The organism is Streptomyces sp. NPDC004031 (assembly GCF_053604375.1).
The window spans coordinates 1-22,956 of sequence record NZ_JBSGHL010000083.1 but is presented as its reverse complement, the minus strand read 5'-3'; the positions used below and the strand labels follow the sequence as shown (position 1 = coordinate 22,956).

The window sequence follows — 22,956 nt, the reverse complement described above, 5'->3', positions numbered from 1 at the left end:
GCCGCAGCCGGTCCGCGCGTCCGGAATCACTCGAAGGGATTACGACCAAGGTCGCACTCTTGTGCGACCTTGGTCGTTGGTTTTGTTGCGGGAGGATGAAATGCGCAGCAGAGCGTGTTGGAGTCGCGGGGTGGACGACGGACGAATCGGTGGGAGGACGGCGTGACGACGGCGAAGCCGGAGACGGCGGCGAAGGACGGCCCGGAACAGGGCTGGCTCCGCCGGCTGTCCGCGTACTGCTGGCGGTACAGGCGCAGCGTCCTGTTGTCGCTCGGGGCCTCGTTGCTCGGCATGGCGGTCACCGCGCTGGTGCCGCTCGTCCCGCGGCTGATCATCGACGACGTGATCGTCAAGCACGACAAACCGCTCGCCCCGTGGGCGTTCGCCCTGGTCGCGGCGGCGGTCGTGGTGTATGGGCTGACCTACCTTCGCCGCTACTACGGCGGCAGGCTCGCACTCGACGTGCAGCACGACCTGCGGACGGAGATGTTCGGCACGATCATGAAGCTGGACGGCCGCCGCCAGGACGAGCTGAGCACCGGCCAGGTCGTCGGCCGGGCCACCAGCGACCTCCAGCTCATCCAGGGCCTGCTCTTCATGCTGCCCATGGTCATCGGCAACCTGCTGCTCTTCCTGCTCTCGCTGGTCGTCATGCTGGTGCTCTCCCCGCTGCTGACGCTCGTCGCGCTGGCCGTCGCCCCCGCGCTGTGGTTCATCGCCAACCGCTCGCGCCACCGCCTCTTCCCCGCCACCTGGTACGCCCAGGGGCAGGCGGCAGCCGTCGCGGGGATCGTCGACGGCTCCGTCACCGGGGTGCGGGTGGTCAAGGGGTTCGGCCAGGAGCAGCAGGAGATGAGCAAGCTGACCGAGGTCAGCCGCAGGCTCTTCGCCGGCCGGCTCCGCACGGTCCGGCTCAGCGCCCGCTACACCCCCGCCCTCCAGGCGGTGCCCTCGCTCGGCCAGATCGGCATGCTCGCGCTCGGCGGCTGGATGGCCGCGCGCGGCCAGATCACCCTGGGCACGTTCGTCGCCTTCTCCACCTACCTCGCGCAGCTCACCGGCCCGGTCCGGATGCTCACCATGGTGCTGACCGTCGGGCAGCAGGCCAGGGCGGGTGTCGAGCGCGTCTTCGAGCTGATCGACACCGAGTCCACCCTGCGGGAGGGCACCGCGGAACTGCCCGCGGACGCGCCCGCGACCGTCGACTTCGACCACGTCACCTTCGGCTACAGCGCCGAGCGTCCCGTCCTGGACGGCTTCGACCTCAGCATCGCGCCCGGCGAGACGGTCGCCGTCGTCGGCGCCTCGGGCTCGGGCAAGTCCACGGTCTCGCTGCTGCTGCCCCGCTTCTACGACGTCACCGGCGGCGCGGTGCGCGTCGGCGGGGTCGATGTGCGGGAGCTGACCTTCGCTTCGCTGCGGTCGCGCATCGGCATGGTCCCCGAGGACAGCTTCCTGTTCTCCGACACCGTGCGGGCCAACATCGCCTACGGCCACCCCGACGCCACCGAGGAGCAGATCCTCGCCGCGACCCGGGCCGCCCAGGCGCACGGCTTCATCAGCGCCCTGCCGGACGGCTACGACACGGTGGTCGGCGAGCAGGGCCTCACCCTGTCCGGCGGCCAGCGCCAGCGCGTCGCCCTGGCGCGGGCCATCCTCACCGACCCGCGGCTGCTGCTCCTCGACGACGCCACCTCCGCCGTCGACGCGCGGGTGGAGGCCGAGATCTTCGACGCGCTGCGCGAGGTCATGCGCGGCCGGACGACCCTGCTCATCGCCCACCGCCGCTCCACGCTGGCCCTCGCCGACCGCATCGCGGTCCTCGACGCCGGGCGGCTGTCCGACATCGGCACGCACGACGAGCTCCAGGAGCGCAGCGCCCTCTACCGCGCCCTGCTGACCGACCCGGACGCCCTCGGCGCCGATGTGATCGAGATCGACCCCGTCGCCGCCCTCGGCCGTGAGGACGGGAGGGCGACGAGCGGCGCCGCCGCGGCCGGGACGACGGACGGGCCCGGGACGGTCACGCCCGAGCTGTGGCCCGCCGACCGGCGCCGCCCGGCGCAGGACGAGGACGACACGGCAGGCGCGCGCGCCGGCGCCGTCCCTGCCCGGCCGGGCGGCGGGCCCGGCGCGATGGCCGGGGCGCTCGCGGGTATGCCCGCCACACCCGATTTGCTGGCCAAGGTGGCGGCGCTGCCGCCCGCCCTGGACACCCCGCAGGTCGACGAGGAGCGGGCGCGGGCCGCCGACGAGTCCTTCGGACTGCGCGCCCTGCTGCGCGGCTTCCGCTCACCGCTCCTGGTGAGCCTGCTCCTGGTCGCCGTCGATGCCCTCGCCGGGCTGCTGCTGCCGGTGCTGATCCGGCACGGCATCGACGCGGGTGTGCGACGCCAGGCGCTGGGCGCGGTGTGGGCGGCGTCGCTGCTCGGCCTCGGGCTGGTGCTGGCGCAGTGGGCCGCGGAATGGGGCTCCGCGCTGCTGACCGGCCGCACCGGCGAACGGGTGCTCTACACACTGCGGGTCAAGATCTTCGCGCACCTGCACCGACTGGGCCTGGACTACTACGAGCGCGAGCTGACCGGCCGGATCATGACGCGGATGACGACGGACGTCGACGCGCTGTCCACGTTCCTGCAGACGGGTCTGGTGACGGCGCTGGTCAGCGTGCTCACCTTCGCCGGCATCCTGGTGGCGCTGCTGCTCATCGACGTCGAGCTGGCCCTGCTGGTCTTCGCCACGCTGCCGATCCTGATCGTCGGGACGTGGGCCTTCCGCCGCAAGTCCGTCCGCGCCTACGAGCTGGCGCGCGAGCGGGTCGCGGTCGTCAACGCCGACCTGCAGGAGCACGTCGCCGGGCTGCGCGTGGTGCAGGCCTTCCGCGGCGAGCGGGCGGGAGCCGGGCGATTCGCCCGGCGCAGCGCCGAATACCGCCAGGCGCGGGTGCACGGCCAGTTCCTGATCTCCGTCTACTTCCCCTTCGTCCAGCTGCTGTCCAGCGTGGCCGCCGCGCTGGTGCTGATCGTCGGCGCACACCGGGTGGGCGCGGGAACGCTGACCGCGGGCGCCCTGGTGGCGTATCTGCTCTACATCGACCTGTTCTTCTCCCCGGTGCAGCAGCTCTCGCAGGTCTTCGACGGCTACCAGCAGGCGTCGGTGTCGCTCGGCCGGATCGGCGAGCTGCTCCGCGAACCCACCACCACCCCGGCCGCCGCCGCACCGAAGCAGACCGGCCCGCTGCGCGGCGAGATCGCCTTCCGCGACCTGCACTTCCGCTACGGCGGACCGCAGGCCGAGGGGAACGAGGCCCTCTCCGGCATCGACCTGCGCATACCGGCCGGCCAGACCGTCGCCTTCGTGGGCGAGACCGGTGCGGGCAAGTCGACGCTGGTCAAGATGGTCGCGAGGTTCTACGACCCGACCGACGGGGCGGTCCTGGTGGACGGCCACGACGTGCGCGAGCTCGACCTCACCGGCTACCGGCAGCAGCTCGGCGTCGTCCCCCAGGAGCCGTACCTCTTCCCCGGGACGGTGCGCGACGCCATCGCCTACGGGCGGATGGGCGCCACGGACGCTGAGGTCGAGGCCGCCGCGCGCGCGGTCGGCGCGGACGCGATGATCGCCACGCTGGACGGCGGCTACCTCCACCAGGTCGCCGAGCGCGGGCGGAACCTGTCCGCGGGCCAGCGGCAGCTGATCGCGCTGGCCCGTGCCGAGCTGGTCGACCCGGCGATCCTGCTGCTGGACGAGGCCACCGCGGCACTCGACCTGGCGACCGAGGCACTGGTCAACCAGGCCGCCGACCGCCTGGCGAGGCGCCGGACGACGCTGGTCGTCGCGCACCGGCTGAGCACGGCGGCGCGGGCCGACCGGGTCGTCGTCCTGGACCACGGCCGGGTCGTCGAGGACGGTACGCACGAGGCGCTGCTGGCCCGCGACGGGCGCTACGCCGAGCTGTGGCGGACCTTCACCGGCGAGGTGCGGGCGGCGGCCTGACCGCCCGCACCCGCGGGGCACGGGCCCTGGCGGCGGCTCAGTAGTCCAGGCCGTAGCCGATCGGGAAGAGCGGTGTGGCCGGGTCGTCCGCACGCGGCACGGCGACCGGCAGGCGGCCCGCCGGTGACGCCTTGCCGGCGATGACCCGGGCCACCGCGCGCATCGACACGTCCGTCCAGCCGTAGGTGGCGAGCGCGGCCGCCACCGGCGGCAGACAGGCGATGTCGTAGGGATTGCGGACGGCGACCTGCACGACCGGCACCGACGCGGCGGCGAGGGCGGCGACGAGCGCGATCTGCGCGGTCGCGGCGCCCGTCACGTTGTAGGTGCACACCACCACCGCGTCCTTGCCCGCGGCCGCGGCCACGGCCTGGTCGATCAGCGTCTGCCCGGGAGCGGTGCCGGTGGACAGCGCCTGCGCGGGATGGCCGAGTTCGGTCAGGGCCCGCGCGAGGACGGCAGTGGGCGGGCCGCCGGTCCCGGACGGGGCGGCCGGGTCGGCTCCGACCACCAGCAGGTCGCGGTGCGAGCGGCGGGGCAGCGGCAGCACACCCGCGTCGTTGCCGAGCAGGGTGATGCCGCGGTCGGTGATCCGGTCGGCGGTCGCGAGGTGGGACCGGGTGCCGACCGCGCGGTCCACCCCGGCGTGGCTGACGTACGGGTCGCGGAAGAGGCCCAGCCGCAGCTTGAGGGCCAGGACGCGTTCCAGCGAGACCGCCAGCCGTTCCTCGGTCAGCTCACCCGAGGCCACCGCGTCGAGGACGCCCCGGTAGGCGACGTCCAGCAGCGGCGGGTTGAGCAGCTGGTCGGCGCCCGCCTTGAGCGCGAGCACCGGCACCCGGTCGTCGCCGTACTTCTCCCGCACGCCCGCCATGTCGAGCGCGTCGGTGACCACCACTCCGTCGTAGCCGAGCTGCTCGCGCAGGACGCCGGTGAGGATGGGGTGGGAGAGCGTCGCCGGGTCGCCGGAGTCGTCCAGGGCGGGCACCAGGATGTGCGCGGTCATGATCGAGTCGATGCCCGCGGCGATGGCCGCGCGGAAGGGCGGAGCGTCGGTGGTCCGCCACTGCTCCAGCGTGTGGGTGATGACCGGCAGCGAGAAGTGGCTGTCGGTGCCCGTGTCGCCGTGGCCCGGGAAGTGCTTGGCGGTCGAGGCGATGCCGGCGCTCTGGTAGCCCCGCACCTGGGCGGCGGCGAGAGCGGAGACCGCGTCCGGGTCGGCGCCGAAGGACCGCACGCCGATGACCGGGTTCGCCGGGTTGATGTTCACGTCCGAGACGGGGGAGTAGTTCTGGTTGACGCCCATCGCGGCGAGTTCGGTGCCGATCACCCGGGCCGCCGTGCGCGCGTCCGCGGGGCTCCCGTCGGCGCCCAGCGCCATGCCGCCGCCGAACAGGGTGGCCGGGGCGCCGATGCGGGCCACCGCGCCCTGCTCCTGGTCGGTGGAGATCAGCAGCGGTACGGGGGTGCGCTGCGCGAGGGCCGCACGCTGGAGGCCGTTGGACAGGTCGGCGATCTGGTGCGGATTTTGCGTGTTGTGGGCCCAGGCGAAGTAGATGATGCCGCCGACGTGATATTTCGCCAGCAGTTCCGCGCCGGTGGAGACGCCGATCTCGCTCTGGTTGGCGGCGGCGTCCGCGGGGTCGGGGTCGGTGGCCGACGCCCCGTAGACCCGCATCACGAACAGCTGGCCGACCTTCTCCTCCAGGCTCATGCGCCGGATGAGGGAGCGGATCGTACGGCGCTGCGCGCTGCTGAGCGCGGAGCGGCCGCCTGCCGCCGCGGCGGGTGCCGCACCGGCGGCGAGGACGGAGCCGGCCGCGGCGGCGGTGAGCAGGGAGCGGCGGGACGGGTGATGGTGCACGACGAACTCCTTCTGACGGAGGAGGAAGGCACACTGAAGGAAATTTCCAGGTGTACACGGATAGCGTGGAAGTTTTCGCCAGTCAATGGCCTGGTCGAACTCCCGCGCGACGTCCTCCGTCCGGCCGATCCCCGCCCGGCACGCCTGATGCCCCGTCAGGCGAACTCCGGCCGTTCCGGCATCCGCTCACGCGGCACCTGGAAGACCACCGAGACCCGGAAGGACGCCACGCACTCCGGCGCCGGCTCGGGCTGGCTGACATGCAGCTCCAGCCGGTTGCCCGACCTCAGCAGGGCCGCCGCGGTGGCCGTGCTGCACCCGGTCGGCCGCGTCCAGCCGACCAGCACCTGCCGGGTGAAGTCGGTGCTCCGGGCCACGGCGGCGAGCCGCGTCCGGGCCTGCCCGTCGCCGAAGGCCTCCGCGTAACGCTCGGCGTCGGCCCGGCTGCCGAGCACCTCGTGGCCGTTCCGCGGCCCGCGGGGCGCCGGGGTGAAGAAGACCACCTGCCCCACGGACGCCCCGTCTCCCGGCACCCGGGCGGAGCCCGCCGGACCGGGCGTGCCCTGCCGTCCGTCCGGGCTTTCCTGCGTCCCGCACCCGCCCACCAGGGCGACCGTCGCCGCCAGCACCACGGCCGCGGCCGCCCCGCGCGAAGTCCTCGTCACCGTCATGCCGGTGGGACGGGCCGCCCGCGCCGACGGTTCCGTGCCCCTGGCGGGGCGTCAGCCGGTCTCGGGCCAGTGGGCGCGCAACGTGGCCACCGCCACCTCGATCGACGGCCTGCGCGCCGCGCCCTGCCGCCACAGGGCGTAGAGCCGCCGCACGGGCGCCGGTTCCAGCGGCAGCACCCGCACCCCCTCGGGTATCGCCCCACGCCCGAGCCTGGGCACCAGCGCGATACCGAGCCCCGCCGCCACGAGCGCCACCTGCGTGCCGTACTCGCCCACCTGGAAGGCCATGTCAGGCTCCCGGCCGGCTTCCCGCAGCGTCCGCACCAGCCAGTCGTGGCAGACCGAGCCCGGAGGCTGGCAGATCCACCGCTCGGCCGCCACGTCCGACCGCACCAGCCGCTCCCGGTCCGCCAGCCGGTGGCCCGCGGGCACCAGCACGTCGCACGAGTCATGACCGATGACGCAACGCTCCACGCCCTCGGGAGCCGGCAGCGGTGCGATGTCCCAGTCGTGCGCCACCGCCAGATCCACCACGCCGCGCGCCACCAGGTCCACCGACAGATGGGCGTCCACCTCCACGAGCCGCAGCTCCAGCGCCGGGCAGGTCGCCGCCAGCTCCGCCAGGACCCCGGGCAGCAGCCCGCTCGCCGCGGTGGGGAACGCCGCCAGTGTCAGCCGGCCCGACGGCCTGCCGCGCTGCTCCTCCAGCGCCACCTCCGCCTGCTCCACGATCGCCATCAACTGCCCCGCGGTGGCAACGAGCATCTGCGCGGCATCGGTCAGCGTCACCCCGCGGCCCTGCCGTTCGAGCAGGACCGTCCGCGTCTCCCGTTCGAGCTTCGAGATCTGCTGCGACACGGCCGAGGGTGTATAACCCAGCGCGGTCGCCGCGGCGCCGATGGAGCCGTGCGCGTGCACGGCGTGCAGCGCCTTCAGCCGTCCCAGATCGAGCATGCGTCCCTCCTCCGCTCCCGGCCCTTGCCCGGTCCCTCACCGTCCCGGCCCGGCTCCCGCCCCGACACCCGGCGGCCGCCGCCCGGGGCGCGGGTCGCGGCGTGCGCGACCCACTCGCCGGGACCCGCCGACCGTCAGGCGGATTCCATCAGGAGCCGGTCCAGATGCTCGCGCGCGGCCCCCAGCAGCCCCGGCAGCTCCGGGGCCTGCGGATACCAGCGCTTCTCGTACTCCCAGCACAGCCAGCCGTCCCACTCCGCCCGGCTGAGCACCTCGACCGTCTCCGCCAGCGGCAGCACACCCGCACCCAGCGGCAACGGGGTGGTGTCGTCCGCCGAGGTGATGTCCTTGACCTGGAGATACCCCAGGTAGGGCGCCAGCGCCGCGAAGCTCGCCGCGGGCTGCTCTCCCGCGAGCCAGGTGTGCATGACGTCCCACAGGCCACCGACGGCGGTGTGCCCCACCCGGCCGACGACGCGCGCGACGTCTGCCCCGGCGCGGTGCGAGTCATGGGTCTCCAGCAGCACCCTGACTCCCAGGTCGGCCGCCACGGGAGCCGCCGCCGCGAGCCGCCGTGCGGCCAGCGCGTCCGCCTCCTCGGCCGGCAGGCCCTCGCCCCCGGGGAAGACCCGAAGGAACGGCGCCCCGAGGTCGTGGGCCAGGGCCACGCCCGCGGAGATCTCGTCCAGTACTGGCTGGTCGTCCCCTGCGGCGGCCACCTTGGCGTAACCGGCCACCGTCAGGATCTCCACCCCGGCTTTGGCGAACTCCGCCACCACCTCGGCTCTCTGACCCGCGGACAGCCCGGTGTGCACCGGACCCTCTGGGCTCGCGCGGAGTTCGACGCCGTGGAAGCCGTTGTCCGCGGCAAGCCGGGCCACCTCGTCGACGGGCAGTTCGGGAACACCGAGAGTGGAGAACGCGAATCTCATTCGCCGGACACTAGGCACCCGATCCGGCCTGGTCAACCGTGATCCGGCAGTGTCGTCCGGCCGCCGCGCGGCTCGCCCGGCGCACCGGGCAGCCGGTGGACTAGAGGGAAAGGCGCCAGTCCTGCCCCACCAAATCCTTGCCGAAGCTGTGGTGCGGCTGCTCGCTGACCAGCTGGAATCCGGCCCGCTGGTAGATCGACCGCGCATGGCCGAGCACGTCGTTCGTCCACAGCACCATGTCGCGGTAGCCCACCGAACGGGCGAAGGCCAGGCACTCCTCGACCAGCCGCCGGCCTATCCCGTGCCCGCGCGCCGACGGGTCGACCAGCAGCAGCCGCAGCCGCGCCGTTCCCGGCTCCCTGTCACGCACGCAGAAGACGCATCCGGCGCGCCGCCCGTCGAGCTCGGCCATCCACACGGCCTCACGCTCCGGCTCCCGTGTCTCGGCGAAATCCGCGACGATCCGCGCGACCAGCGTCTCGTAGCCCTCGTCCCATCCGAACTCCTCGGCGTAGACGGCCGCGTTGCGCTCCACGACCCACCCCAGGTCGCCGGGGCGCGGCCCGCGCAGCGTGACCCGGCCCTTCACGGGCGCCGGGGAGTTGTCCCGCAGGATCTCCCGCACCGTCCGCATGGCTTCGGCCAGCCGCGGGCGGTCCTCCGGGGCCATGCGCTCGACCAGCGTGGCCACGGCCTCCTGCGACCGTTCCTCCAGCAGCCCCGCCGCCTCCCAGCCCTGCTCCGTCAGCTCTATCCGCTGTCTCCTGGCGTCCTCGGCGGACGGGCCGCGTGTGACGAGCCGCTGCTCCTCGAAACGGGCGAGCATCCGGCTGAGATATCCGGCGTCCAGCGACAGTTCGAGCCGGAGGTCCGCGGCGTCGGTGCGCGGGGCGTGGGCCAGCTCGTACAGCACGCGCGCCTCGGTGAGGGTGAAGGGCGTGTGCAGGTGGCGGCTGTAGTCGAGCGCCCCGATGAGGTTGGTGTAGAAGCGGTTGAACTCGCGGATTTCCGTGACGGCCATGATCCGTCCCCCGTCCTGCCGTTGAGCCGGCCGCTGCCCGACCGGTCGAACCTTGACTGAGTCAAAGGTATGCCCGTGCGGGAGTCGGGCGGAAGGGCCCTTCACGGCCTGTGGATAACTTTCAGGGCCGCCGCGCGACCGGGGGCGCGGTCGATCCGCGGACCATCAGCTCGGTCGCGATGGTGGTCACCCCGCCGGGCGGGGGCGCGAGCCGCCCCATCACCAGCCGGCCGGCCCGCGCGCCCGCCTCCTGGAGCGGGATGCGGACCGTGGTCAGCGCGGGCGAGGCGTCGGCGCTGAAGGGCAGGTCGTCGAATCCGGCGACCGACACGTCCGCGGGGATGCGCAGCCCCCGGTCGCGCAGCGCGGCGCAGACCCCCAGCGCGACGGTGTCGTTGGCGGCGACGATCGCGGTGACGGCGGTGTCGCGGCGGAGCAGTTCGAGCGTCGCGTCGTAGCCGGCGTTCCGGTCGTAACCGCCGTGCACCGTCAACGGGTCGTCCGCGGCGTCCTCCGCCGTGCCGGTGCCGGTGGCGCCGCTCGCACGGCGCGGCGCGAGCCCGTGGGCGGCGAGTGCGGCGCGGTGGCCGGCCAGCCGGTCGCCGGTGGTGCTGCGCTCGGCCGGCCCCGTCACGTATCCGATGCGGCGGTGGCCGAGCGAGAGCAGATGTTCTGTGAGGCGGCGTGCCCCGCCGAAGTTGTCGAACGCCAGGGTGGTCAGCGGTCCCGTCTCGCCCGGCAGCGTGAGCGGCGGGCGGCCGCACAGCACGATGCGGGTGCCGGAAGCCGCCAGGCGGGCGAGGCGGGCGCTGACGGAATCGGTGTGGGCTGGGCTGTCCACCGCGCCGCCGGTGAGCACCACGCCCGCGGCCCGCTGGCGCTCCAGCAGGGTGAGGTAGGTCAGTTCGGCCTGCGGCGATCCGCCGGTGTTGCAGACGACGGTCAGCTTGCCGCCCGGCTCGGCGGCGCTCACTCCGACCTCGGCCTGGAGCGCGCTGGCGATGATCCCGAAGAAGGGGTCGGCGACGTCGTTGACGAGTACCCCCACCAGGTCGGAGGTGGCGGCGGCCAGCGCGCGTGCCTGGCCGTTGACCACGTAGTCCAGTTCGGCCACCGCGCGCTGCACCCGCTCGCGGGTGCTTCCGGCCACCGGGTAGTTGCCGTTGAGCACTCGGGAGACCGTCGCGGACGACACCCCGGCGCGTGCCGCGACATCGGCCAGAGTCACTGCCATCTCGCTGCCGTCCTCCGTCGTCCTGATCCTGGGTGCCGGCCGGTTCTGTCGGCGGTGACCGGCCGCGCGCGCCGTGGGCGGGAGCCGGTGGTCCCGCGGGTCATGTTCTCATCCCCGCCGCCCGGACGTCATGGGGAGTGCACACCAGAGCGACAGCAAGCGCTTTCCGCGCCTGCGGCGCCTCTTGCTCGAAACGGGACTCGCGGGTTAGCGTGAGACCGAAAGAAAGCGCTTGCTGTACGCCTTGCTGCGGCGCTCGCCATCAGTTGCCGCCGTGGGCTCCGCACCGGCCGGGCCCGCCGAACCACTGAGAAGAGGACCCCACGTGACACGCAGGACTGTGCGGATCGCCATGAACGGCGTCACCGGGCGCATGGGATACCGGCAGCACTTGGTCCGTTCCATCCTGAGCCTGCGCGAGCAGGGAGGACTGGACCTGGGAGACGGCACGGTGCTGTGGCCGGAACCCGTCCTGGTCGGCCGACGGGAGCACGCGCTGCGCGCCATCGCGGAGCAGCACGGCATCGAGCACTGGTCGACGGACCTGGAAGCGGTGCTGGCCGACCCGTCGGTCGAGATCTACTTCGACGCCCAGGTGACCTCCGCGCGCGAGGACGCCGTCAAGCAGGCCATCGCGGCAGGCAAGCACATCTACTGCGAGAAGCCGACCGCCACGTCGCTCGCCGGGGCGCTGGAACTGGCCAGGCTCGCGCAGGAGGCGGGCATCAAGCACGGCGTGGTCCAGGACAAGATCTTTCTTCCCGGACTGCTGAAGCTCAAACGGCTCGTCGACGGCGGCTTCTTCGGCCGGATCCTGTCCATCCGCGGCGAGTTCGGCTACTGGGTCTTCGAGGGGGACTGGCAGAGCGCGCAGCGGCCGTCGTGGAACTACCGCACGGAGGACGGCGGCGGTATCACCGCGGACATGTTCCCGCACTGGGACTACGTCCTGCACGAGATCTTCGGCCGGGTGCGCACGGTCCAGGCCCTCACCGCCACCCATGTCCCGCAGCGCTGGGACGAGCGCGGCAAGCCCTACGACGCCACCGCCGACGACGCGGCCTACGGCATCTTCGAACTCGAGGGCGGCGCCGTCGCGCAGATCAACTCCTCCTGGACCGTCCGCGTCAACCGGGACGAACTGGTGGAGTTCCAGGTCGACGGCACCCACGGCTCGGCCGTCGCGGGCCTGCGCAACTGCCGCGCCCAGCACCGCTCGGCCACCCCGAAGCCGGTGTGGAACCCCGACCTGCCCGCGACCGAGGTCTTCCGCGACCAGTGGCAGGAAGTCCCCGACAACACCGACTTCGGCAACGGCTTCAAGGCCCAGTGGGAGCTCTTCCTGCGGCACGTCGTCCTCGACGAGCCCTGGCGCTGGGACCTGCTGGCGGGTGCGCGCGGCGTCCAGCTGGCCGAGCTCGGCCTCAGGTCCTCCGCGGAGGGCCGCCGGTTCGACGTGCCGGAGCTGTCGCTGTGAGCATCGAACTGCCCGACGAGTCGGGGACGACCCACACCTATGTGCCGCGCGCGGAAGCCGTCGCCATGGTGACGGATCTGCCGCTGCGCAGCCGTGTCGTCTACTCGGCCGCGCATGTGGTCGCCGATCCGCTGCGTGCCGCGGCCGACGCGCCCGCGGCGGTGGACTGGGACGCGACGCTCGCCTTCCGGCGCCATCTGTGGGCGCACGGTCTCGGCGTCGCCGAGGCCATGGACACCGCCCAGCGGGGTATGGGCCTGGACTGGGCCGGTGCCGCGGAGCTGATCCGCCGGTCGGCGGCCGAGGCGCACTCGGTGGGCGGCCGGATCGCCTGCGGGGTCGGCACCGACCAGCTGACCGGCCCCGCCACCCTGGCCGAGGTGACGGCCGCCTACGAGGAGCAGCTCGCGCTCGTGGAGGCCGCCGGGGCGCAGGCGGTGCTGATGGCCTCACGGGCGCTGGCGGCGGTCGCCCAGGGCCCGGACGACTACCTGAGGGTGTACGGGCACCTGCTGCGGCAGTCCGCCGAACCGGTGATCCTGCACTGGCTCGGACCGATGTTCGACCCGGCGCTCGACGGCTACTGGGGCAGCGCCGACCTGGACGCGGCGACCGAGACCTTCCTCGAGGTCATCGCGGCGCATCCGGACAAGGTCGACGGCGTGAAGATCTCACTGCTGGACGCGCGGCGCGAGGTGGAACTGCGCCGCAGGCTGCCCGGCGGGGTGCGCTGCTACACCGGCGACGACTTCAACTACCCCGAACTGATCGCCGGGGACGAGCAGGGCTTCAGCCACGCGCTGCTCGGCATCTTCGACCCGCTGGCGCCGCTGGCCTCGGCGGCGGTCAGCGTCCTGGACACGGGGGACACCGACGGTTTCCGCCGGATCCTGGACCCGACCGTCGAGCTGTCGCGCCACCTGTTCTGCGCGCCGACGCGCTTCTACAAGACGGGCGTGGTGCTGCTCGCCTGGCTGGCAGGCCACCAGCAGCACTTCACCATGGTCGGCGGGCTGCAGTCGGCGCGCTCGCTGCCGCACCTGGCCCGCGCCTACGAACTCGCCGACCGGGTCGGGCTCTTCCCCGATCCCGCGCTCGCGGAGGACCGGATGCGCCGGCTGCTGACCCTGCACGGAGTGGACGCATGACCGACACCGGACGGACGCAGACGTGCGACCTGGCGCGGCTGAGCATCAACCAGGAGACCGTCAAACAGTGGTCGCTGCCGGAGCTGGCCGAGGGATGCCGGGCCGCGGGCATCGGCAAGGTCGGGCTGTGGCGCGCCCCGGTGCAGGAGTACGGCGTGGAACGCGCCGCACGCCTGATGCGGGACAGCGGGCTGACGGTGACCTCGCTGTGCCGCGGGGGCTTCTTCACCGCGGCGGACGCGGAACCGCGCGCCAAGGCGCTGGACGACAACCGTGCGGCGATCGACGAGGCCGCCGCGCTGGGGACCGGCACGCTCGTGCTGGTGTCCGGGGGGCTGCCGGCGGGCGACCGGGACATCGCGGCGGCGCGCGAGCGGGTCGCCGACGCGCTCGCGGAGCTCGCCCCGTACGCCGGAGAGCGCGGGGTGCGGCTGGCGATCGAGCCGCTGCACCCGATGTACGCCTCCGACCGGTGCGTGATCTCCACCCTCGGCCAGGCGCTGGAGATCGCCGAGCGCTTCCCCGCCGACCAGGTCGGTGTCGTCGTCGACACCTACCACCTGTGGTGGGACGACCAGGCGCCCGCGCACACCCGGCGGGCCGGGGAGGGCGGCAGGATCGCGGCCTTCCAGCTCGCCGACTGGGTCACCCCGCTCCCCGAGGGAGTGCTCCTGGGGCGCGGCCAGCTCGGCGACGGGTGCATCGACCTGCGCGGGTGGCGGGAGACGGTGGACGCGGCCGGCTACCGGGGACCCGTGGAGGTGGAGATCTTCAACCCGGCACTGTGGGCGCGCGAGGGCGCCGAGGTCGTCGCGGAGATCGCCGAGAGGTACATGGCGCACGTCAGCTGAAAAAATCTTGAGAAGTATGGCTGCCGTAGGACAACCCTGACGGCCGGTGACATGTCGTATAGGGCGTCACGGCTTCCGGGAAGGCTTCCGGGCAGCCGTGAGGGTAATGCGCCCGAGGGGGGCTTCGGGGGTGGGAACGGGAGCGGGGCCAGGCTGAGCCTGGCCCCGCTCCCGTCTTTTCCGTGCGGGGCCGCCTCCCCGCGCGGTTGTCCACAGGCTGCGAACGCCGTGTCCCTGCCTGCCGGTACCGTCGGATCTGATCGTCTCCGGGGAGGGAGGTCGGCATGACGGACAGGCCACTCGCGGTGCTGGAAGGTGTCCTGGAGAGGATCACCTACGCCAACGAGGACAACGGCTACACGGTCGCCCGGGTGGACACCGGCCGCGGCTCGGGCGACCTGCTGACGGTCGTGGGCGCACTGCTCGGCGCCCAGCCCGGCGAGTCCCTGCGGATGCACGGCCGCTGGGGCTCCCATCCGCAGTACGGCAAGCAGTTCACCGTGGAGAACTACACGACGGTGCTGCCCGCCACCGTCCAGGGGATACGCCGCTACCTCGGCTCCGGGCTGATCAAGGGCATCGGCCCGCGGATCGCCGAGCGGATCGTGGACCACTTCGGTGTCAGCACACTGGAGGTCATTGAGGGCGAGCCCAAGCGGCTCATCGAGGTGCCCGGCCTCGGGCCCAAGCGGACCAGGAAGATCGAGGTCGCGTGGGAGGAGCAGAAGGCCATCAAGGAGGTGATGGTCTTCCTCCAGGGCGTGGGGGTGTCCACCTCCATCGCCGTCCGGATCTACAAGGAGTACGGGGACGGGTCCGTCTCCGTGGTGAAGGGGCAGCCCTACCGGCTGGCGGCCGAGGTGTGGGGCATCGGCTTCCTGACCGCGGACCGGATCGCCCAGGCCGTCGGCATCCCGCACGACAGCCCGGAACGGGTGAAGGCCGGTCTGCAGTACGCGCTGTCGCAGGCCACCGACGGGGGCAACTGCTTCCTGCCCCAGGAGCGGCTGATCGCCGACGCCGTGAAGCTGCTCCAGGTCGACACCGGCCTGGTGATCGACTGCCTGGGCGAGCTGGCCGACGAGGAGGGCGTGGTCCGCGAGAGCGTCCCCGCCCCGGACGGGGACGGGGAGCCGGTCACGGCCGTCTATCTGGTGCCCTTCCACCGCGCCGAGATCGCGCTGGCCGCGCAGGTGGTCCGGCTGCTGCGCGGGCCGGAGGAGCGGCTGCCGGCGTTCCGGGAGGTCGACTGGGACAAGGCGCTGTCCTGGCTGGCCGGGCACACGGGCGCGGATCTCGCCCCCGAGCAGCAGCAGGCGGTCCGGCTCGCGCTGACGGAGAAGGTGGCCGTCCTGACCGGCGGCCCGGGTTGTGGCAAGTCCTTCACGGTGCGCTCCGTGGTGGCGCTGGCGCGGGCCAAGAAGGCGAAGGTGGTGCTGGCGGCGCCGACCGGGCGCGCGGCCAAGCGCCTGGCGGAGCTGACCGGGGCGGAGGCGTCCACCGTCCACCGCCTGCTGGAGCTGAAACCCGGCGGCGACGCCGCGTACGACCGCGACCGCCCGCTGGACGCGGATCTCGTGGTCGTCGACGAGGCGTCCATGCTGGACCTGCTGCTGGCGAACAAGCTGGTCAAGGCGGTGCCCCCGGGCGCGCACCTGCTCTTCGTGGGGGATGTCGACCAGCTGCCCAGCGTCGGTGCCGGAGAGGTGCTGCGGGATCTGCTGGCTCCGGACAGCCCGGTGCCGGCGGTGCGGCTGACCAGGATCTTCCGGCAGGCCCAGCAGTCGGGGGTGGTCACCAACGCGCACCGCATCAATTCCGGGCTACCGCCGGTGACGCAGGGCGTGCCGGACTTCTTCCTCTTCGCCGAGGAGGACGCGGAGGAGGCGGGCCGGCTGACCGTCGATGTCGTCGCCCGTCGCATTCCGGCCAGGTTCGGGCTGGATCCGCGGCGCGACATCCAGGTACTCACCCCGATGCACCGCGGCCCGGCAGGGGCCGGGACGCTCAACGGACTGCTCCAGCAGGCCGTCACCCCGGCCCGCCCCGACCTGCCCGAGCGCCGGTTCGGCGGCCGGACGTTCCGCGTGGGCGACAAGGTGACCCAGATCCGTAACAATTATGACAAAGGCGCCAATGGTGTCTTCAACGGCACGGTGGGCGTGGTCACGGCCCTGGACGCCGTCGAGCAGCGGCTCATCGTGCGCACCGACGAGGACGAGGAGGTCGGCTACGACTTCGACGAGCTGGACGAGCTGGCCCACGCCTACGCCGTGACCATCCACCGCTCCCAGGGCAGCGAGTACCCGGCGGTGGTGATCCCGGTCACCACGAGCGCCTGGATGATGCTCCAGCGCAATCTGCTCTACACCGCGGTCACCAGGGCGAAACGCCTGGTCGTCCTCGTCGGCTCGCGGCGGGCGATCGGGCAGGCGGTACGCACGGTCTCGGCAGGCCGACGCTTCACGGCTCTCGACCACCGGCTGTCCAGGGGCGCAAAATAGGCACTCCGTGCCACTTTTCGGCCCGATGGCCGACCCCGAGTGCACGCGCCAGTGCCAAATGGGGGACAGTGGACGTAGTCAGGGCACCTCGAAGAAGAGGCAAAACCGTCGGTGAGGGAATGACGTGAGCGACAACTCTGTAGTACTGCGGTATGGGGACAGCGAGCACAGCTACCCGGTGGTTGAGAGCACTGTCGGTGACAAGGGCTTCGACATCGGCAAGCTGCGCGCCGACACGGGCCTGGTGACACTGGACAGCGGTTACGGCAACACCGCGGCCTACAAGTCCGCGATCACCTTCCTCGACGGCGAGGAAGGCATCCTGCGCTACCGGGGCTACCCGATCGAGCAGCTCGCCGAGCGCGGCACCTTCCTGGAGACCGCCTACCTGCTGATCAACGGCGAGCTGCCGACGGTCGACGAGCTGGCGGAGTTCAAGGGCCAGATCACCCAGCACACCCTGCTGCACGAAGACGTCAAACGGTTCTACGACGGCTTCCCGCGCGACGCCCACCCGATGGCCATGCTGTCGTCCGTGGTCAGCGCGCTGTCGACGTTCTACCAGGACAGCCACAACCCGTTCGACCCCGAGCAGCGGTACCTGTCCACGATCCGGCTGCTCGCCAAGCTGCCGACGATCGCGGCGTACGCGTACAAGAAGTCCGTCGGACAGCCGGTGGTCTACCCGCGCAACGACCTCGGCTACGTCGAGAACTTCCTCCGGATGACGTTCTCCGTCCCCGCCGAGGAGTACGAGCTCGACCCGGTCGTCGTCAGCGCGCTGGACAAGCTGTTCATCCTGCACGCCGACCACGAGCAGAACTGCTCGACGTCCACCGTCCGCCTGGTGGGCTCGTCGCAGGCGAACCTGTTCGCCTCGATCTCGGCCGGCATCAGCGCCCTGTGGGGCCCCCTGCACGGCGGTGCCAACCAGTCGGTGCTGGAGATGCTGGAAGGCATCCAGGCCACCGGCGGCGACGTGGACTCCTTCATCCGCAAGGTGAAGAACAAGGAGGACGGCGTCAAGCTGATGGGCTTCGGCCACCGGGTCTACAAGAACTTCGACCCCCGGGCGAAGATCATCAAGGCCGCGGCGCACGACGTCCTCTCGGCGCTCGGCAAGTCCGACGAGCTGCTCGACATCGCGCTCAAGCTGGAGGAGCACGCGCTCAGCGACGACTACTTCGTGTCGCGCAAGCTCTACCCGAACGTGGACTTCTACACCGGCCTGATCTACCGCGCGATGGGCTTCCCGACCAGCATGTTCACCGTGCTGTTCGCCATCGGCCGGCTGCCCGGCTGGATCGCCCAGTGGCACGAGATGATCAAGGAGCCCGGTTCCCGGATCGGCCGTCCGCGGCAGATCTACACCGGCGTCGAGATCCGCGACTACGTCTCGGTCGAGGCCCGCTGACGCTCGGCGTCCGCCGCGCGCCCCGGACGTACGCCTCGGCGTCGTCCGGCGCGCGCACCCTGTACGAAGCAGTACAAGGAAGCGCCCCGCGCAGGATCCCCCCACGGGTCCGGCACGGGGCGCTCCCGTTCCCCGGAACGGATCCCCCCACGGGTCCGACCGGGCGTTCATCGGCGGCTGTGCGCCGTTGCCGGGACGAAAACGGCCCGGGAGGGCCGCTCAAGCTCCCCGGGCGTCGCCCCGGCGACGCGTTCCGGACCGTCCCCCAAGACGATCCGTTCCACAGCCCCCCGACCGGCTCCGCCGGGAGCACGGTACTCAAGACATAAGACCCGCCAACCACTGTAATGGTTACGTTCTCCGCCGTGTGATCTACGTCTCTTCGCGAAGGCTGTTTCCGCAGGCTACCCCGCTCGCGCCCGCTTCGGGGGCATCCCGTACCGTGCTGTCTCTCCTGGAGGGGCGGAGTTCATGGCACAGAGCGCGGCGGCGGTGCGCAACATCGTGGTGACCGGGGGCGGTACGGGCATCGGTCGGGCTGTTTCGGTGCGTTTCGCCGAAGAGGGCCACCGGGTCACGATCATCGGTCGCCGCCGGGAGGTCCTGCACGCCGCGGTCGAGGAGATCCGTGCCGAGCGCGGGCTCGACATCACCCCAGTGGTCTGCGACCTCGCCGACCCCGACGACGTCGAGGCGGCGCTGGCGCACCTGCCCGAGCGGGTGGACGTGCTGGTCAACAACGCCGGCAGCCGGGAGCTGGCCGTGGGCGCCGGGCCGCACGGGGTGCTGGCCCGCTGGCGCGGCGACTTCGAACGCAATGTGCTCACCGCCGTCCTGCTCACCGAGTCGCTGCGGGACCGCTTCACCACGGACAGCGGCCGGGTGGTCACGGTGACGTCGGTGGCCGCGCTGCGCGGCGGCGGATCCTACGGGGCCTCCAAGGCGGCCCTGCACGCGTGGAACCACTCCCTCGCCGCCCAGCTCGGCCCGCAGGGCGTGACCTGCAACATCGTCGCGCCGGGCACGGTCGCCGGCACCGAGTTCTTCGGCTCGCGGCTCAATGACGCCGAGCTGACGCGGCGCGCGGGCCGGACCCTGGTCGGCCGGGTGGGCCGCCCCGCGGACGTCGCCTCGGCCGTGCTCTTCCTCGCCTCGCCCGAGGCCGGGTTCATCACCGGCGAGATCCTCCAGGTCAACGGCGGCGAACTGCTCGGCCGCTGAGCGGTCCGCCCGCGCCCGCCGTCCCAACTCCCGTGCGGCGGCGTACTACCTGGGGAGTACCGGTTCTGGACCCTCAGGATGAGCTTCGCTGGGAATCGGCCGAAGTGCGGTCAATGCGCTTGCCGACCCCGCCCCACGCTGTCAGCGTTGAAGTAGGGGTAGGGGAAGAGGGGCGGTGGGATGGACGTTGCACTGAGCGTGTCGTCACTTGACTTCACCTCCGGACTCGCCGAGTTCCTGAGGGGCGGCCACGTCATCTGGGCGTACGCGATCCTGGCCGCGACCACGGCTCCACCCCTGGTGCCCAACTCCGTACTCCTCGTGACAGGCGGGGTGATGGCGGCCGAGGGCCATCTCAACCTCGCCCTCGTGCTGCTCGTGGTGGCCGCCAGCGCGGTGCTCGGCGATCTCGTGATGCACCGGACCGGGCGGGCGCTCAGTGGCCGTGTGCTGGAGCGGATGCACCGCAGGCCGCGTCGCGAGGCCCTGCTGAAGTGGGCGGCGCTGCGCATACAGCGGCACGGCGTCCCGTTCGTGATCGGCGTCCGCTTCCTGCCCAGCGGCCGGGTGATCGGCGGCCTGGCGGCGGGGATCATGCGCTATCCGGTGCGCCGTTACGCGGTCGGGGCGGGTGTGGCCGAGTCGGTGTGGGCGTCTTACTCCGTCGGGGCAGGGTACGTCAGCGGTGAGGCCGCCTCGAATTCGTTCTACGCCCTCTCTCTGGGCCTCGGGATCTCGTTGCTGGTCGCCGCCCTCGGTACGGGCGCGCAGTGGCTCTCACGGGCCAGGGAGCGCCGCCAGGCGGGCGGTGCGCCGCGCCCGTCCGCCGTGATCGCGGCTTCCCTGGCCGGGGAGAGCCGGAAGGTCCCCGGACCGTCCGGACCGTCCGAGCCGTCCGGTAAGGGCAGCGGAACGGTCGGGCCGCCGGCGGGACCGCGGGACGGCCACGACGGGACGTTCACCTGCCCGTCGGCGGGCCGGGGGGAGTAGCCGCCTCCGGGGCGGCGACGTCCTGCGGTCCGGCGTCGGTCCCTGACGCCGGGAGGTACGCGACGTCCTGCGGCGGACCGTCGAACCAGATCGCACCCGCTGCGGCCAGTGAGGACCTGGCCGCGGCCTTCTCCTCCTCCCCGATCTCGACCGGTCCCGTGCCCACGTGGGGCGCGAGGTAGCGGGAGAGCATGCTCTTCAGCTCCCTGGCGTACGCGGCGCGCGCGGTGTCGTCCTCGGTCAGCAGGATGAGTTCGAGGCCGGCCTTGAACGTCGCGAAGCTCATCTGAGCGATCACCGTGCGCTCGGCGGACGAGAGCGACGGGCGGCGCAGCGCCAGCACCCAGGCCACCCGGTCCAGCAAGGTGGCGTGCAGCGTGTCGTGCTCGTCCGCGACCTGGCCCGGCGTGTCGGAGCCTTTGATGAGGGAGAAGAACGCGGGGTTGGCGCAGTTGAACTCGATGAAGGGGTCCGCCACCGCGTCCACCAGCTGATCGAGCGGGAGGCGGGCGTTCGCCGCGGTGAAGACCCGGCCGTGGGTCTCCTCCATCTCCCCGATCAGCCGGCTTCCCAGCTCGACGGCGATGGCCTCCTTGTTCGGGAAGAACTGGTAGAGCGTGCCCGGGGACACGCCGGCCTCCCGTGCGATGGCGTTGGTGCTCGACGCCGTGTAGCCGACCGCGCAGAACACGCTGGCGGCAGCCTTCAGCAACTGCGTGACCCGGCGCTCGCCGCGCGCCTGACGCCGTCTCGGTTTCTCGTCCGCCTCGGACACGTGTACTCCCAGAGGGGGATTGACAAACACGAGCCACCGCTCGCATTCTGAGAATGCGAGCGATCATTCGTGTTTGTGATTCTAGTCGTTCTAGGGGGAGAGGACACCTCTGCCATGGCTGATGTCAACCATGCGGGTGCGGTCGGGGGCTGGACGCGGGTCGTGACCGCGAGACCGCGGCTGACCCTGCTGCTGGCCCTGCTCTTCACCGCGCTCGCCGTCGTCGCGGGCAGCGGGGTCGGGGACCGGCTGTCCAGCGGGGGATTCGAAGCCCCCGGATCCCAGTCGTCGTACGCCACGAAGGCGCTCGCCGAGCACTTCCCCGACTCCCAGCCCAATCTCGTGCTGCTGGTCGACACCCGGGGCGCCGGCCCGGACGCCCCGGCCGTGGCGGCCGAGGGGCGCAGGCTCGCCGCCCGGCTCGCGGCGGATCCCGATGTGTCCGGCGTCAGCTCGTACTGGGACACCCGGGCGCCGGTGCTGCGCGCAAAGGACGGCAGCTCCGCGATGATCGCCGCCCGGCTGCGAGGTGACGACGACGCGGTGGCCACCGAGGTCAAGCGCATCGCCCCCGCCTTCCGCGGTGCGCACGGCCCGGTGGACGTCACGGTCGGCGGCACCGCGGAGGTGCTGCACGAGATGCAGACGACGATCCAGGAGGATCTGCTGCGGGCGGAGATGATCGCGCTGCCGATCACCCTGGTGCTCCTCGTCATGGTCTTCGGAAGCGCCGTCGCCGCACTGCTCCCGCTCGGCATCGGCATCATCGCGATCCTGGGTACGAGCGCGGTGCTGCGCGGCATCACGGGATTCACCGATGTCTCGGTCTTCGCCGAGAATCTGACCACCGCGCTCGGCCTCGGGCTCGCCATCGACTACTCGCTGTTCATCGTGCGCCGCTTCCGTGAGGAACTGTCCGCGGGCGCCGCCCCACGGCATGCCGTCGCCACGACGCTGCGGACGGCCGGCCGCACGGTGCTCTTCTCGGCGCTGACGGTGGCGGCCGCGCTCTCGGCGATGCTGGTCTTCCCGCAGTACTTCCTGCGCTCCTTCGCCTACGCGGGTGTGGCCGTGGTGGTGCTCGCCGCCGGAGCGGCGCTCATCGTGCTGCCCGCCGCCCTGGTGCTGCTGGGCGAGCGGGTCAACGCACTGGACCTGCGGCGGCTGCTGCGCCGCCGACGGCCCGCGGGGGAGGCGGCCGCCGAGCCCGGTGCCCGCTACGCCGCACTGGCCCGGCTGGTGATGCGCCGGGCGCCCGCTTTCGCGGTCGCCGCGGTGGCGGCGCTGCTGCTGCTCGGACTGCCCTTCCTGAAGGTGCAGTTCGGATCGGCCGACGACCGGCAGCTGCCGTCGGGAGCCGAGTCCCATGTCGTGCAGCAGCATCTGCGGCAGGACTACGCCGGGAGCCCGGTGGGTGCGATCACCGTGTTCGCCGAGGGCGCCGACCCTGCCGCGCTGACGGCCTACCGCGACCGGGTCGCCGGTCTGCCGGGTGTGGTGCGGGTGGAAGGACCGGTTGCCGGCAAGCAGTCGGGCACCGCCTATCTGACGGTCGTGCCCAAGGGAGCCGCGGTGGATTCCGGTCCGCAGCACCTGGTGGGGGAGATTCGCGCCGTGCGGACGGACTTCCGGGCCTCGGTCACGGGCCAGTCAGCGGTGCTCGTCGACAGCAAGCACGCCATAGCGCAGCGACTGCCCTGGGCGGCGGCCATCGTCGGGGTGGTCACCTTGCTGCTGGTGTTCCTGCTGACCGGCAGCGTGATCGTGCCGGTGCAGGCGGTGCTGCTCAACGCGCTCAGCCTCACGGCGATGTTCGGCGCGGTGGTCTGGGTCTTCCAGGACGGCCATCTGTCCGGGCTGCTGGGCTTCACCGCGACAGGCAGCATAGAGACGAGCCTGCCGGT

At 72.3% G+C, this 22,956-nt stretch carries 16 protein-coding genes; 9 read left to right on the top strand and 7 right to left on the bottom strand.

Features of this window, described 5'->3' with window-relative positions; genetic code table 11:
* Positions 1-162 precede the first annotated feature (162 nt).
* Complete coding sequence (locus tag ACWERV_RS33915) at positions 163-3,996, top strand: ABC transporter ATP-binding protein (protein ID WP_452940465.1); 3,834 nt, start codon at positions 163-165, stop codon at positions 3,994-3,996.
* A 37-nt stretch (positions 3,997-4,033) separates the two neighbouring features.
* Here ACWERV_RS33915 and ACWERV_RS33910 read toward each other — a convergent pair whose 3' ends face one another.
* The 6 genes from ACWERV_RS33910 to ACWERV_RS33885 form a co-directional block, all read right to left on the bottom strand.
* Positions 4,034-5,860, bottom strand: coding sequence for a glycoside hydrolase family 3 protein (locus ACWERV_RS33910; protein WP_452940464.1), 1,827 nt, complete (start codon positions 5,858-5,860; stop codon positions 4,034-4,036).
* Between the two features lie 155 nt (positions 5,861-6,015).
* On the bottom strand, positions 6,016-6,525 hold the full coding sequence (locus ACWERV_RS33905) for a hypothetical protein (protein ID WP_452940463.1): 510 nt from the start codon (positions 6,523-6,525) through the stop codon (positions 6,016-6,018).
* A gap of 57 nt (positions 6,526-6,582) precedes the next feature.
* Entirely contained in the window at positions 6,583-7,485 is a 903-nt protein-coding gene (locus tag ACWERV_RS33900; RefSeq protein ID WP_452940461.1) for a LysR family transcriptional regulator, read from the bottom strand.
* Between the two features lie 134 nt (positions 7,486-7,619).
* A complete protein-coding gene (locus ACWERV_RS33895; RefSeq protein ID WP_452940459.1) occupies positions 7,620-8,417 on the bottom strand; it encodes a sugar phosphate isomerase/epimerase family protein in 798 nt (265 codons plus the stop codon).
* Between the two features lie 100 nt (positions 8,418-8,517).
* A complete protein-coding gene (locus ACWERV_RS33890) occupies positions 8,518-9,438 on the bottom strand; it encodes a bifunctional helix-turn-helix transcriptional regulator/GNAT family N-acetyltransferase (RefSeq protein WP_452940457.1) in 921 nt (306 codons plus the stop codon).
* Between the two features lie 121 nt (positions 9,439-9,559).
* Complete coding sequence (locus ACWERV_RS33885) at positions 9,560-10,672, bottom strand: LacI family DNA-binding transcriptional regulator (RefSeq protein ID WP_452940456.1); 1,113 nt, start codon at positions 10,670-10,672, stop codon at positions 9,560-9,562.
* A 325-nt stretch (positions 10,673-10,997) separates the two neighbouring features.
* Between ACWERV_RS33885 and ACWERV_RS33880 the strand changes: the two genes are divergently transcribed.
* From ACWERV_RS33880 to ACWERV_RS33850, 7 genes are all read left to right on the top strand, one after another.
* On the top strand, positions 10,998-12,149 hold the full coding sequence (locus tag ACWERV_RS33880; protein ID WP_452940454.1) for a Gfo/Idh/MocA family protein: 1,152 nt from the start codon (positions 10,998-11,000) through the stop codon (positions 12,147-12,149).
* The gene (locus ACWERV_RS33875; protein WP_452940453.1) at positions 12,146-13,297 is read left to right on the top strand and encodes a dihydrodipicolinate synthase family protein; all 1,152 of its coding nucleotides are present in this window, start codon (positions 12,146-12,148) and stop codon (positions 13,295-13,297) included. The genes ACWERV_RS33880 and ACWERV_RS33875 overlap by 4 nt, the downstream gene beginning before the upstream one ends.
* Entirely contained in the window at positions 13,294-14,148 is an 855-nt protein-coding gene (locus tag ACWERV_RS33870) for a sugar phosphate isomerase/epimerase family protein (protein ID WP_452940452.1), read from the top strand. The genes ACWERV_RS33875 and ACWERV_RS33870 overlap by 4 nt, the downstream gene beginning before the upstream one ends.
* Positions 14,149-14,432: 284 nt before the next feature.
* Complete coding sequence (gene recD2, locus ACWERV_RS33865; protein ID WP_452940450.1) at positions 14,433-16,652, top strand: SF1B family DNA helicase RecD2; 2,220 nt, start codon at positions 14,433-14,435, stop codon at positions 16,650-16,652.
* A gap of 124 nt (positions 16,653-16,776) precedes the next feature.
* Positions 16,777-18,066, top strand: a complete 1,290-nt coding sequence (locus tag ACWERV_RS33860; RefSeq protein WP_031514696.1) for a citrate synthase — start codon at positions 16,777-16,779, stop codon at positions 18,064-18,066.
* A 471-nt stretch (positions 18,067-18,537) separates the two neighbouring features.
* Positions 18,538-19,287, top strand: coding sequence for an SDR family NAD(P)-dependent oxidoreductase (locus tag ACWERV_RS33855; RefSeq protein WP_452940449.1), 750 nt, complete (start codon positions 18,538-18,540; stop codon positions 19,285-19,287).
* Positions 19,288-19,467: 180 nt separating this feature from the next.
* Positions 19,468-20,277 (top strand): DedA family protein, encoded by an 810-nt coding sequence (locus ACWERV_RS33850; protein WP_452940447.1) that lies wholly within the window; start codon positions 19,468-19,470, stop codon positions 20,275-20,277.
* On the opposite strand, the gene ACWERV_RS33845 is transcribed toward ACWERV_RS33850, so the two are convergent.
* The gene (locus tag ACWERV_RS33845) at positions 20,246-21,052 is read right to left on the bottom strand and encodes a TetR/AcrR family transcriptional regulator (protein ID WP_452940445.1); all 807 of its coding nucleotides are present in this window, start codon (positions 21,050-21,052) and stop codon (positions 20,246-20,248) included. The genes ACWERV_RS33850 and ACWERV_RS33845 overlap by 32 nt on opposite strands.
* A 114-nt stretch (positions 21,053-21,166) precedes the next feature.
* On the opposite strand from ACWERV_RS33845, the gene ACWERV_RS33840 reads away from it, so the two are divergent.
* Positions 21,167-22,956 (top strand): MMPL family transporter (locus ACWERV_RS33840; protein ID WP_452940443.1); only part of this gene is annotated, 1,790 nt, incomplete at its 3' end.